The organism is Kiritimatiellia bacterium, from assembly GCA_018001225.1.
In the GTDB taxonomy this organism is placed as follows: Bacteria; Verrucomicrobiota; Kiritimatiellia; order CAIQIC01; family JAGNIJ01; genus JAGNIJ01.
Genome location: JAGNIJ010000001.1, coordinates 273,169 through 285,880, shown reverse-complemented (window position 1 = coordinate 285,880; position 12,712 = coordinate 273,169). Strand labels below are relative to the sequence as shown.

The window sequence follows — 12,712 nt, the reverse complement described above, 5'->3', positions numbered from 1 at the left end:
GACGGCGCCGCGCGATTCGCGGCGCCGGTTGTCGTTCACAATCGTTCCGCCAGCAGGGGTTCGCAGACGTGGAAAAAGCGCCAGCCCATCAGCAGCACCAGCAGCGAAAAGAGCGAGGAAATCAGGTAGCCCGGGGTCAGCAGCAGGGTCCCGTGCTCGATTAGCGAATGGGCGGCGTAGAGGAAATGGGACACGGGGTTGAGCATGTGCAGCCAGTAGATCGCCGTGGACCAGGTTCCGCCGTCGTGCACCCAGGGCGCCGGCGGCGTGGGATAGACCGTGGGCGCGAGGAACAGGCCGAACTGGAAGGCGAATTCGAGCAGGCGCCCCATGTCGCTCATCATCGTGTTGATGGGCGCGAAGAACAGGCCCAGGCCCAGGGCCAGCGCGACCATGGGCAGCAGGGCCACCGGGACCAGCAGCGCCGCGGGATGCGGGAGGTAGCGGACAAACAGCAGCGTGAGGGCCACCACGCCCAGGCGGATGATGAAGTTGATCACCGCGTTGCCCGCCGCGCTGACCACGAGGACCTCGCGCGGGAAGTAGACCTTGGACACCAGGCTGCCCGCGTTGGCGATGCTGCCCGTGGCCATCATGGTCAACTGGGTGAAAAACCCCCAGATCGTCGTGCCCAGCAGGGCAAACAACACGTAGGGCATGCGCCCCTCGCCCATGGGCACGTTGACGATCTCGGCCTGGCGCAGCAGGGCAAAGACCAGCGTGGTGGCCACGGGCGGAAGGACCACCCAGAGATAGCCGAGGAACGACTGGCGGAACTGCGCGGAGAAGTTGCGCTGCACCAGCCGCCGGATCAACTCGCGGCTGTCCCGGAACTCGCGGACCATGTGCGGCCACGCGGACACCGACAGGCGGTCGCTGTTCGAGGCATCGTAGACAACGACGGGTTTGTTCATGGCCGTCATAGCCGCGGGGTCAGGAAACGGACAGCAGGCCGGAGAAGTCCTCGGAACCCGCGGCCGGCTGCTCGGCCGCCAGTTCCATGCCCTTTAGCGCGCCCCACAAGCCGGAAGCGCATCCCCCCAGCGCCAGCAGGAGCGGATGCCACGGCAGGGGCAGGAACAAACCGCCCACGGCAAAGACCGCGGCCTGCACCTTGATCGTGTAGCCCAACTCCGACACCGCGGGCCAGCGGTTCACCCATTGCTTCTGGATGCGCCGGCCGTAGACGAACGGAATCGCCAGGAATCCCACGTGCAGAATCATGCCGATCAGACCCATCTGGCGGCCGGCCATCAGGATCTCGCAATGGACTTGCCCCGTCGCCCCCCAGAATTCCTTCTCGAAGAGGGCCTCGTTGGGATTCATGCCCACGCCGAAAAGGGGATACTGCTTGATCAAGGCCCACGTATCGCTGTTCTTCGTCCGGCGCTCCATGGTGCTGTACGTATCCGCCGATTGACCGCTCAAATCCGCCTCGCCACTGAAGAAGGCCATGATGGATTGCGGGATCGTCTTGAACCGCCGGAGGTTGTCCCGCCCCGACAGGGGAATGAGAAGGAACAGGGCCAACCCGGCCAGCAGGACGGTGCGCTTCTGCTCCCGGAAATATTTCGGCACCAGCAGGGCGCCCAGCACCAGGAGTTCCAGCAATCCCGCGCGGCTGCCCGTGCGCAGGACAATGAAGACGGCGGACACCGCCAGGCCCAGGGAAAACCAGCGTATCCACCACCGGTCGCTGGCGCGGGAAAAGTAGAGATAGAGGGGGGTCAACACGCCCATCATGTAGGCAAAGAAATTGGGATCCTGCACCAACCCGGCCGCCGGGCCCATGATCCGGTCGCCCATGGCCCAGGTCGCGTTCATCGCCGACAGGCGCAGCCCGCCCTTGATCCACCAGAGCGAGGCCAGGCCGATCGTGCTGAACACGGCCCAGGCGCGCTCCACGGAATAGGCCATGGCCTCCACCATGATCAGCAGGTACGCGTTCTTGACCAGGATATCGATGAAGCTGTTCCACGCGTGATTTGTTTGCAGGGCACCCGTGTACTGGGACAGCAGGCCGAACCCCAGCAGCGCCAGCGCCCACTTGGTCGCCAGGCCGAACCGGACCAACGGCCGGCCCTCCGTCATGCAGGACGCCACGTGCAGGCCGGTCGCGATGATCATGCACAGGTTGGCGATCCGGAAGGGCATCAGGAAGAAAAAGCGGTGCTGCGGCTGCACGATCATGATGCAGATGTACCAGAGCAGGAATCTGAAGGCCCAGAGGGACATGGGAGGGAGGCGCCTTGGAACTGGAAATTTAGCCCGAACCGCGCTTGGCGCGAGTTCGGGAATAACGATGCGCTTCAGGATTCAAGGCTCCGCTTTCCACCTGCGCCAGGGCAGGCTTCGCCCCCGTCGATTCCCGAAGGAAACCGCTGACGGCCGCCGCTATTATACCGCGCGCCACGACTCCGTTCGCGGCCCCGACCCCGGGGCCTCACGCGCCCAGCACGGCCTTGACCAGGCGGTTGTTGAGCAGCCGCGTGACCTTCTGCCGGTACTCGTCGGCCTCTTTCAGCCGGCGCTTGAGAAACTGGCCCTGCTCGCCATCATGCCCGCCGCCCTCCAGCAGCGACAGGCTACGCTCGATCTGTATTCGTGCGGACTCCAGCTTCTTCGCCACCGAGGGCAGCAGGCCGCTGGTCAGGATGCGTTGAAAAGAGATTTCGGCCGCGTAGTAATCCTTGCGGTCGCCCTTGAGCCAGCAGCGCTTCACGGCGCCCCAGGACTCCAACTGCCGGCAGGCAATGCTGACGCTCGCCTTGCTCACGCCCAGGTGCGCGACCAGGTCGTCGAGACTCAACGGGGCCGGGCTCAAGTAGAGCAACATGTAAATCTGCCCGAAAAGCCGGCCCAACCCGAACGACTGGGCGGTCCGCCCCCCGGCCTCAATCATTTCCCATCGTGCCGACTGTATGGCATCCGGCGACATACACACCTTTTAGAATATTCTAAAAGTATTCAAAGATAGCCTCCGCGTCAAGCGCTTTTGGAGACCGAGCGCCTCCGTGCGCCCATGGCAGACGCCGTCCTCCGTCTCGATCAACCGGAGGCATTCGGCTTCTTCGATGCGTGAAGAAAGACCACATCCAGAACCGTCGAGCCGCGCTTCACTCCACGCCAGGCCCCACCATCAAAAGCATAAGGGTCGTAGCCCCAATTTGTTAAGACTGAAAACAAGGCCTCCGCCTTGGTTCCGGGCGTCCACGGATCGCTGCTTACTTCTATTAGAAAGGCCGGCTGGAATCGCCGGACCAGCTCCCGGGCGCCCTGGACGGCTTCCAGTTCGCTCCCCTCGACGTCCAACTTGATGAGGGCCAGGGCCTCGACGCGGCCGCCGAGAAGCTTGTCCAGCGAGGCGAGCTTGATCCCCACGGTCCGGACGCCCCCGGAACCCTCCGGAGAGCCCACCACGCGGGCCTCGTACAGGTTCTCGCCGCCGTCCGCGTACTCGGGTATCGCCAGCGCCCCTGCCCCTTCGTGCGAGGAAACGGCACAGTGGAACAACTCGACATTGCCGAGATTCAAACGGCGCACGTTGGCGGAAAGCACGTCGAACGTGCCGGGTTCCGGTTCCATGCTGTAGACCCGGCCGGTGGGGCCCACCCACCGCGACAGCAGGGCCGTCACATACCCGATGTTGGCGCCGGCATCCACGACCCGGTCGCCCGGGCGAACCAACCGACGGACCGCGGCCGCCGGAGGCCAGCGGCTCTCGTCGAAATCGCGGACGAGACGCCAGCTGTTCCACTTGCGAAGCCGATGCTTCAGGCCCGGAGGCGCATACCGGCGAACGATTCTTTTCAGGGATGCAAGCATGGAAGATGCCGCAGGGTTTGGCCTGGCGTTCGATCCCCGCGGGCTTGTCCCGCGGGTGAAGGAAGTGGCGGCAGGGCGCAAAGCGCCCTCGCCGCAAACCCTTCCGCTCCCACGGGACAAGCCCGCGGGGGGCGTGGATTCGTACACTCGCTCTTTTCGTTCATGCGATAACCAGGTCCGATATCACTTTTGCGCGCTCTTCTCAAGCCGGCGCCAGCCACGTATTCTCCACTTCGATGCACACCGCCTGCTGGATCATGTCCACGTTGAGCACGACCTTGGCGCGGCCCTTGACGCGCTGGACCACTCCTTCGAGCCCCTTGAAGGGGCCGGACGTGACTTGCACGCGATGGCCGGCGGCGAGATAGGGCATGACCTCGATCACATCGTTCACGGAAAGCGCCTGCCGGATTTGCCGCAGTTGATCGATCAGCCGGACCTGGTCCAGCACCTCGAGGAGGTTGGCCACGTGCTGGTTCTGGCGAAGCGTGGAGCGGCCCGGGGCGGTCGTGACGCAGAACAAATAGCCCGGGAAAAGGGGCGACCAGAAGGTGCGCTCGCGCCCGCCGTAGCGATGGACCTTCCGGCGCAGGGGCAGGTAGACCGGCATCCCGTTCCTCCGGCAGAACTCCTCCAGTTTTTTTTCGCGGCGCGGCCGGGTATGCAGCACCACCCAGGCCTCGCCGGCCGCGGGCTCCCCGATTTCCGGCGGCGCAGGCTGGCGGGACGCATTCATCGGCCGGCGGAAGGGCTCACGCCCACTTGGCCGGGTTCGCCGCCTCCGGCGCGGGGGCGGCCTGGCCCGCCGCGGCCGGCTCCAGGTCCTCGCTGTGCCGCAGGCCGGCGAGGATGGTCTTGAATGTGCGCAGCAGGATCAGCAGATCCAGGATGAAGCTCATGTGCTTGATGTAGTAGAGGTCGTACTGGAGCTTGCGGCGCGAGGCGTCGATGCTGGCGGCATAGGGGAACCGCACCTGCGCCCAGCCGGTCACCCCGGGAGGCACCAGCAGCCGTTCCTTGTAGAACGGGATGGCGGCCGCCAGGGTTTCGACGAACTCCGGTCGCTCGGGCCGCGGCCCCACCAGGCTCATCTCGCCGCGCAGCACGTTGATCAATTGCGGGATCTCGTCGATCCTGGATTTCCGGAGGAACCGGCCGACCGGGGTCACCCGCTGGTCGTACTTGTCCGCCCAGACCGGGCCGGAGGCCGCCTCGGCGTCCTGCCGCATCGTCCGGAACTTCATGACCGTGTAGTGCCGGCCGCCCTGTCCCGCCCTTCTCTGGCGGTACAGCACCGGGCCGCGCGAGGTGAGCTTGACCGCCAGGGCCGCCAGGAGGCTGATGGGCAGGGACACGACCAGCCCGAGGACGGCGACCACCAGGTCCATCCCGCGCTTGATCTTCCGGATGTGGATGACCGAGTTGTTCATGGCCGCGTACATGAGCCACTCGTCGTCGATGTGATCCAGGGGGATCTCCTGGCTCAACTCCTCGTGCAGCCCGACGTAGTCCACGATGGTGACGCCGGCGTAGCGCAGCGGCCGGAGCAGGCGCAGGAGGGCGTGCTCGCGCGCGAGGGAGGTGGCCACGATGATGGTGTCGGCCGCGTACGCGTCCGCGAACTCGTTCAGCCGGCTGATGTGGCCGAGAACGGGAATGCCCTCGATCAGGTCTTCGTGCTTCGACCGGCTGCTGAAGACGATGCCGAAAACACGGAATCCGGCGTCGGGGGCGGAGGCCAGCAGGCGCAGCACATCGCGCGCCTCCCCCCCCTCGCCGATGATCAGGGCGTTGCGGGACAGCAGGCCGTACCCCATGCCGATGCGGTACAGGGTGCGCGCGCCCCATGCGCCGAGGAAGATCAACCCGCCGGCCAGGAGGAGGATGCCCCGGCCGATGGCGGCCCCGGCGCGGGCATAAAACAGGACGATGACCAGGACGAGCCCGATCGCCGTGGCCAGCAAAGGCAGGTGCGCCAGCTCCCTCTTCCTCTTGAGGAGGGGTTCGCGTTCGTACATGCCCGCGCTGTAGAAAACCAGGAGGAACACCAGGCACGCGGAGCCCAGCGTGATCTGGTGCCCAAGGACATAGTCCAATCCGTCGCCGATCCCGAGCCGCAGCATGGCCGCCAGCACGATGCTGCCGGCCACGCACAGGAAATCCAGCACCAGGAGCACGACCCGGCGCAGGGATATGCGGATATGCGATTTCCCAAGCATGGCTTCGCCTTTCCGCCGGGCCGACGCCGGGGTCAGGACCCCTTTGGCCCAGTTTTGCCGGGCGCGGACGCCGCCCCGCGCCGCGGGGCCGGCGCGGAATACCCGCTTTCGTAGTCGTAGTACCCGTAGTAGGTGGAGTAGTAGTAGTATCCCACCCGGCCGAACTCGAGATTGTTCAGCACGCAGCCCAGGAGATTCGCCCCGCGTTCGCGCAGCAACTGGATCGCGAGCCCCGAGAGCTTCCGGGAGGTCTGGCCGGCCCAGACCACGAAGATCACGGCATCCACCAGGGAGGAGAGGATCACGGCCTCCGAGACCGCCATCACGGGCGGGCAATCGAACAGCACCCGGTCATACGTCCGGCGCACGTGGTCCATGAAGGAGTTCATCTCCGGCCGCAAGACAATCTCCGCGGCGTTCGGCGGCAGCGGCCCCGTCGCCACGAAATCGAGATTGGGGATCCCGGTGCGCTGAATCACGGCGTCCGGCTTGGCCTGCCCCACCAGGACGTCGGACAAGCCGCGGCCGCCCTCGAGGCCGAAGAACTTGTGCAACTCTCCGCGGCGAAGGTCGCCATCCACGATCAACACGCGCTGCCCGATCTGGGCGAGGCTCACGGCCAGATTCAGGCACGTGGTCGTCTTGCCTTCCTGCGGGACCGCCGAGGTCAACAGGAGAATCCGCGCCCGGTCGCCGATCCCGCTGAACAGGAAGGCGGAACGGAGGTTACGGTAGGATTCCGCCAGCACGCTCTTCTGGTCGATGTTGGCGAGCACGTGGGTCCGCAGGTCCTGGGGATCCCACTTGGCGGTGGGCACCACGCCCAGGAAGGGCAGGTTGAGCCACTTGGAGACCTCTTCCGGATACTTCAGCGAGTCGTCAATGTACTCCAAGCCGAAGACCAGGCCCAGCCCGATGCCCAAGCCCACCAGAGCCGCAATGATGATGGACTGCACCTTGCGGGAAGTGATCGGCGAAGTCGGCGGCTTGGCCCGCTCCATGATGCGCTCGGTCTCGGGCTCGATGCCGATCGAAACATCGATTTCCTTGAGGCGGTTGAAGACCAGGTCATACAGGGCCTGGAGGCGGCCCACGTTCCGTTGCAGGGCGCGGTATTCCTGGGACTTGCGCGTGGACTCGATCGCCTCCGCCTCCCATTCCTTTTCGACGCGCCGAGTGGACTGCTCCAGGAGGTTCAGCGAATCGAGGCGGGCATTAAACTGGCGCATGGCGAACTGAACTTCGACATCCAGCGCCTGCTTGTTTTCCTCCAGTTCGGCCATGATTTTCCGGATGGCCGGATGCTGATCCTTGAATTTCTGCTTGTAGAGATCCAGGCGGACCTCTATGCGCTCCCGATCGCGTTTCAACTCCGCCCAGCCCGGCCGCTCGACCAGGCCCCACTCCAACATCTGTTCCGCGCCGGACTCGTTACTGGCCGCGCCCTCCGCGTCCGCCTCCTTGCCGCGGGCCCCGGATTGGATCGCGGAGGGCGCCAGGGACGCCGCCGTCGGCCAGGCCAGCGTGTTCAGGATGATGTCATCGGACGCGCCGGTCAGCAGCGGACGCTGGGACTCCAGGAGCATGCGCTCCATCCGGTACTCGGCGGCGCGGCGCGCCAGGCTGGCCAGCATGGACCCCGCCACGTTGCCGCGGTCCTGCAGGCCTACCACGCTGTTGTCCTTTTCAAACGCCACCTGGCGCGCCTCGGCGCGCTTGAGTTCCTCCAGCAACCGGTTGGCCTGCTGGGTCAGGCTGATGACCGTCGCCTGGGAGGTGTCCATCCGCTCCTCGGCCTTGAAATCCAGGTACTCCTCGGCCAGGGCGTTGACGAAGGCCGCGACATAGATGGGATCCGCCCCCTCGGCTTCGATCGCCAGGAACGAGGTGGCGGAGACCTGGTACGCGCTAAGGGAGGTATAGGCCCCGGCCTTCTCGCCCTGCCGCGCCAACCGTTCCTTGGCGCGGTCGCGCAGCATGCCGCTTTGCAGGATCAACTGCTGGGTGGCCAGGTACTCCCCGCGCAACTGCACCTCTTCCTGCCGCAACACCGCGGGGAGGGGCAAGCCCTGGCTCAACAGGAGGGTGGCCCGGGCGCGGTACTCGGGCTCCTCCTGAAGGACAAACACCATCGTGACGCCGACGGAGATGAAGAAGCACAGGGCCACCAGCCAGATGCGCTTGAGGATGATATGGAAATACTGCTTGATGTCGAAGATGTCCAGGGTCTTCGCGGCGGACGCGGCCGGACCCGGCCCTGCGGACCCGCCCGGGCCCTTCGCTCCGGCCGGAATCTGGATCATGCTTTTCATCGTCAGAAGCCCAGGATCTTTTCCGCCACAATGACCACGTCGCCGTTCTGCAGCGGCACGTCCTCTTCGAAACTGCCGGCCTTCAGGATGCGCGCCACGTCCACATAGAGGGTCTGCTTGGTCCCGTCCGGCGCGGTGCGCAGGATGCGGACCTTGCTTTCGTTGGCGAATTTTCCGAAGCCCCCCGACGTCAGGATCAGGCGCGCCAGCGTGGCCTCCTGCCCCAGGCCGAGGGCCACGACGCCGGGCCGGGCCACTTCGCCGAGCAGGTACACTTGCCCGCGGCTGGCCTGCTCGGCAAACGGAACGAAAAAGATGTCGCCCGACTGCAGCGGCGCGTTCAGGCTGGTCTCGGCGGCGCCGAACAGCCTGCCGAGATCCACGGGGATCACCTGGTAGGCGCCGGCCTGGTCGGGCCGCAGGATTCGGGCCGCGCTCCAGACGCCCTCGCGATTGATGCCGCCGACCCGCATGACCGCGCGGATGACGTCCAGTCCCTCGGTGAAAGGATGAAAGCCCGGTTGCCCCACCGCGCCCAGGGCCAGGAATTCCTTGCGATTCTCGCTGGCCCCCAGGGAAGGCACAAAGACGATGTCCCGGGGACGCAGGAACTGGTCCTGGCTGAAATCCAGCGTCTCCAGCATGCTCTGCACATCCACGGTCAGGATCTGCCGGCCCATGCCCCCGCCCGGCTTCCACCGCAGGATCCGCACCTCGTTGCCGGCCGCCTCGCGCGTCAGCCCCCTGGACATGGTGATGACCTCCATCAGGGTCAGCATCTGGTCGCCGCGGAAAGGCACCGAGCCCGGCTGGACCACGGCGCCGACCACCAGGATGGCGCCTTCCACAAACTCCGAAACCTCCACGCTCACCGTGGCCTGCTTGAAGAAGGTCTCCTCCATCTTCCGCTCGACAAAGTCCGCCGCCTCGTCAATGGCCAGTTCCTCCAGATGCAGGCGGCCGACATACCCCAGGTCGACCGTCCCGTCCCCGGCCACGGTGTACACACTGTCCAGCGTGGGATCTTCCTGCACGGTAACGCGCAAGCGGTCCCCGGCCATGATCCGGCGGACGGGCTCCCCGTTCAGGGTGGGGGCCTGCCCGCGCGCGCCGACCGCCAGCCCCAGCAGGAGCAGCGCGGCCAAACGAGACAACCTATGCATCCACATGGACATGCGTTTCATCCGCCTTCAGGCCATCTTTAAAACGTGTAGGAAAAGGCCAGGGTAACCCTGTGCTCCACGAGCAATTCGTCTTCCAGATTCGAATCCTCCATAGAATACTCGTAAGAGAGATCCCGATCAAGCCTGCGGGACAGCGCCTGGGAATGCCTGAGGGAGACGCGGTAGGTCCAGGTCCGCTCGACCACCGACCCCTCCTCCAGGGGCTCGTCCCGCGACCAGTTGACGCCGGCCGAAAAGCCCAGGCCGTAAATGAACAGGTCTTCCTTGGAGTAGAGGTAGTCCACGGTGGTGCTGTCCGTGTCGTTCTTGGATCCGAACGTCTTCACCGGCTCGCGAGTGACGGACAGGCTCTGCTTGGCCGATGCGGAGATCTCGTGCTGCACGTCGGCCCCGTATGTGAAGCTGATGTCCTCCTCCTCGGGATCGTGATCGTACTCGTAGGAGGCGCGGATCGAAAAGGCCAGCGAAGAGGAGAGATCCCACGATCCGTCCATCGTCAGCGTGTGAATCAGGCTCCACTCCCCCGACTCCTCCTCGGGGTCCTCGACCACGCCCTCCCGCTCGAAGCCGACGCTGTACGTCACCTCGGGCCGCTCCCACAAGGGCAGTCTCCAGTCCAGGGTGATGCTTTCGTCCACTTCCCACTCGGCCTCGTCCTCCGGGTCGTTCACCAGCTCGGTCAGGGTTCGCTCGTAGTCGTAGTTGACTGACAGATCCTCCCTCAACGCCAGCGAGGCATCGAACCCCAGCTTGGTTTCATCCCGATCCCCGTCCTCAAACGCGGGATCCAGGTGCCGCTCGGCCGTGAAGTCGTAATTCGCGCCCAAGGTCAGGCCGCGCCACGTCCAGGCCACGTCGCCCCCATACTCCGTCGTGTCCGTGATGTCCCGGGTCTTTCGATCGCCCGGCACGTACACGCCCTCCTCCTCGGCGTATTCCCGCTCGAACGCGCCGTAGAGGTTGACCGTGTACCGCGCCAGGGCGGTCTGGCTGTCCAGCCGGAAACGGCCGAACGGCGCCGTATCGCTGTCCAGGTCCGTCCGGATGAGGTGCTTTTCCATCCCGAAACTGGTGTCGAGGGTGAGGACCGTGCCGCGGCCGAAAGGGGCCTCACCGGAAAGCGACAACGCCGGGACAATGTAGTAGTCCTCGCGCCGGTTATCGGACTCGGACGGCCGCTCTCCTTCGACGTTCGTGGTGTAGATGAGTTCCGTCGACGCTTCGGCACTCACGCTGAAGGGGCCCAGGCGGAGGAATTGCGCGGGCGCGGAGACCGCCAAACCGCAAACCGTCCCCACCACGACGAGGACGGTTCGCCACAACCTGCCGGCCGGCCGGAATCCCGGCGGTCCGTTCTGTCGGCTACGGGGGGTCAACCCTGTCTTCTCCGTTCGGTTCGGCGAAGCGCGCAAGGCCTGGGATCCCGGGCACCCGGTCGCGGCCCGGGCTGGAGATCCCCGGGAAGGACGGGGCCCACGGTCAGTTCAGCCGCTTCTTGTCGCTGTACTCGCCGACTTCTTCCTTCGAACCGGCCTTGAAGTCGCCCGGCTCTCCCCACTGCACCAGCCGTCCGTCCTCCATCCAGAGCCAGTAGGCCTTGGGGTAAAAGGTGAGCACGCCAGGCAAGTATTCCCAGACTTCCAGCGAGCTTTCGTCTTCGTACACCTTGGAGGCACGGACGGTGTTCGGCTTGCCCATCTTGTCGAGGACCACGTCCGGCGTGTCGCCCAAACGCAACTTGCCGACATTCTTGCCCGGCGAGGCGCAACCGGTCAGTCCCGCCACGGCGGCGGCAAGCGCTATACAGATCCACAAGGTCAGTTTCCCGTTCACGGAAACGCTCCTTTCTTCCGCATCCACCCACGTCTGCTGCATAAAAATGTACATGCTACTGCCGGCACGCGGAATAGCAAGTAAAACCCGCCGGCGTGATTCTCCCGCCGCACAGGCCCTGACCGGTGCCGCCCGGGCCGGATCAGATCGCCGCCAGCAGCGCGTCGACCTTGTCCGTCTTTTCCCACGTGAAGTTGTCCAGGCCGGCCGTCCGGCCGAAATGGCCGTAGGCCGCCGTGGCCTCGTAGATCGGGCGCAGGAGATTCAGCCCCTTCACGATCTCGGCCGGCTTGAGCCCGAACACGCGGCGCACCGCCTTCTCGATCCTGGCGTTCGGCGCAATGCCCGTGCCGAAGGTGTCCACGAGCACGGAAACCGGCTCGGGATATCCGATGGCGTAGGCCAATTGCACCTCGCAACGGCGGGCCAGTTTGGCGGCCACAATGTTCTTGGCCACGTACCGGGCCATGTAGGCCGCGCTGCGGTCCACCTTGCTCGGATCCTTGCCCGAGAAGGCCCCGCCGCCATGCCGGCCCATGCCGCCGTAGGTGTCCACGATGATCTTGCGGCCGGTCACGCCGCAGTCGCCCTGGGGCCCGCCGACCACGAACCGCCCCGTCGGGTTGACCAGGAAACGGGTCTTGCGGTCCAGCATCTTCGCCGGGATCTCCTTCTTGATCAGCTCCTCGATGATGGCCTCGCTCAATTTCTTGTGGCTGATGTCCGGGGCATGCTGCGTGGAGATCACGACCGTGTCCACGCGCACCGGGCGGTGGTCCTCGTACACCACCGTGACCTGCGACTTGCCGTCCGGCCGCACGAAGGGCAGCGCGCCCGAGCGCCGCACGCGCGCCAGGCCGCGGGTGAGCTTGTGCGCCAGCATGATGGGCATCGGCATGAGCTCTTTCGTTTCGTCGCAGGCGTAGCCGAACATCATGCCCTGGTCGCCGGCGCCCTGCTCGGCCGTGGCCTTGCCCTCGGCCTTCTTCGCGTCCACGCCCTGCCCGATGTCCGGCGACTGCCGGTCGAGCGCGACGATCACGGCGCAGGTGTGGCCGTCGAACCCGATGTCCGAGCTGGTGTACCCGGTCTTCAGGACCTTCTCGCGGACGACATCGGAAAAGTTGACGACGGCCCGGGTCGTGATCTCGCCGGCGACGACGACCATGCCGGTCTTGGCGAGCGACTCGCACGCGACGCGGCTTTTCGGGTCCTGGGCCAGACAGGCGTCCAGCACGGCGTCGGAGATGCCGTCGCACAATTTGTCGGGATGGCCCTCGGTGACCGACTCGGACGTGAAGAGATACGAATGCTGCGACATGTTTGGCTCCTTCCGGGT

General features: G+C 65.6%; 11 protein-coding genes. All 11 read right to left on the bottom strand.

The features are described from left to right. Positions 1 to 35 precede the first annotated feature (35 nt). The 11 genes from KA248_01180 to metK all read right to left on the bottom strand — a co-directional run bounded on the left by KA248_01180 (position 36) and on the right by metK (position 12,694). Positions 36 to 914 (bottom strand): ABC transporter permease, encoded by an 879-nt coding sequence (locus KA248_01180; GenBank protein ID MBP7828508.1) that lies wholly within the window; start codon positions 912 to 914, stop codon positions 36 to 38. Between the two features lie 19 nt (positions 915 to 933). Next, positions 934 to 2,235, bottom strand: coding sequence for an O-antigen ligase family protein (locus KA248_01175; protein ID MBP7828507.1), 1,302 nt, complete (start codon positions 2,233 to 2,235; stop codon positions 934 to 936). Positions 2,236 to 2,443: 208 nt separating this feature from the next. Continuing rightward, complete coding sequence (locus KA248_01170; GenBank protein ID MBP7828506.1) at positions 2,444 to 2,902, bottom strand: MarR family transcriptional regulator; 459 nt, start codon at positions 2,900 to 2,902, stop codon at positions 2,444 to 2,446. Positions 2,903 to 3,048: 146 nt separating this feature from the next. Next, the gene (locus tag KA248_01165) at positions 3,049 to 3,825 is read right to left on the bottom strand and encodes an FkbM family methyltransferase (protein MBP7828505.1); all 777 of its coding nucleotides are present in this window, start codon (positions 3,823 to 3,825) and stop codon (positions 3,049 to 3,051) included. A gap of 202 nt (positions 3,826 to 4,027) precedes the next feature. Then, positions 4,028 to 4,561 (bottom strand): hypothetical protein, encoded by a 534-nt coding sequence (locus KA248_01160; protein MBP7828504.1) that lies wholly within the window; start codon positions 4,559 to 4,561, stop codon positions 4,028 to 4,030. Between the two features lie 16 nt (positions 4,562 to 4,577). Then, positions 4,578 to 6,044, bottom strand: coding sequence for a sugar transferase (locus KA248_01155; protein ID MBP7828503.1), 1,467 nt, complete (start codon positions 6,042 to 6,044; stop codon positions 4,578 to 4,580). Positions 6,045 to 6,076: 32 nt separating this feature from the next. Then, positions 6,077 to 8,356, bottom strand: coding sequence for a polysaccharide biosynthesis tyrosine autokinase (locus tag KA248_01150; GenBank protein MBP7828502.1), 2,280 nt, complete (start codon positions 8,354 to 8,356; stop codon positions 6,077 to 6,079). A gap of 2 nt (positions 8,357 to 8,358) precedes the next feature. After that, positions 8,359 to 9,531, bottom strand: a complete 1,173-nt coding sequence (locus tag KA248_01145) for an SLBB domain-containing protein (protein MBP7828501.1) — start codon at positions 9,529 to 9,531, stop codon at positions 8,359 to 8,361. A 26-nt stretch (positions 9,532 to 9,557) separates the two neighbouring features. Then, complete coding sequence (locus KA248_01140) at positions 9,558 to 10,772, bottom strand: hypothetical protein (protein MBP7828500.1); 1,215 nt, start codon at positions 10,770 to 10,772, stop codon at positions 9,558 to 9,560. Between the two features lie 247 nt (positions 10,773 to 11,019). After that, positions 11,020 to 11,373: a hypothetical protein gene (locus tag KA248_01135; GenBank protein ID MBP7828499.1), complete on the bottom strand. Its 354-nt coding sequence runs from the start codon at positions 11,371 to 11,373 to the stop codon at positions 11,020 to 11,022. Between the two features lie 142 nt (positions 11,374 to 11,515). Then, positions 11,516 to 12,694, bottom strand: a complete 1,179-nt coding sequence (gene metK / locus KA248_01130; protein MBP7828498.1) for a methionine adenosyltransferase — start codon at positions 12,692 to 12,694, stop codon at positions 11,516 to 11,518. Positions 12,695 to 12,712 lie beyond the last annotated feature (18 nt).

Coding starts and splice junctions, on each gene's coding strand:
- KA248_01180 (MBP7828508.1), bottom strand. CDS start 914: ATGAACAAACCCGTCGTTGTCTACGATGCCTCGAACAGCGACCGCCTG.
- KA248_01175 (MBP7828507.1), bottom strand. CDS start 2,235: ATGTCCCTCTGGGCCTTCAGATTCCTGCTCTGGTACATCTGCATCATG.
- KA248_01170 (MBP7828506.1), bottom strand. CDS start 2,902: ATGATTGAGGCCGGGGGGCGGACCGCCCAGTCGTTCGGGTTGGGCCGG.
- KA248_01165 (MBP7828505.1), bottom strand. CDS start 3,825: ATGCTTGCATCCCTGAAAAGAATCGTTCGCCGGTATGCGCCTCCGGGC.
- KA248_01160 (MBP7828504.1), bottom strand. CDS start 4,561: ATGAATGCGTCCCGCCAGCCTGCGCCGCCGGAAATCGGGGAGCCCGCG.
- KA248_01155 (MBP7828503.1), bottom strand. CDS start 6,044: ATGCTTGGGAAATCGCATATCCGCATATCCCTGCGCCGGGTCGTGCTC.
- KA248_01150 (MBP7828502.1), bottom strand. CDS start 8,356: ATGAAAAGCATGATCCAGATTCCGGCCGGAGCGAAGGGCCCGGGCGGG.
- KA248_01145 (MBP7828501.1), bottom strand. CDS start 9,531: ATGTCCATGTGGATGCATAGGTTGTCTCGTTTGGCCGCGCTGCTCCTG.
- metK (MBP7828498.1), bottom strand. CDS start 12,694: ATGTCGCAGCATTCGTATCTCTTCACGTCCGAGTCGGTCACCGAGGGC.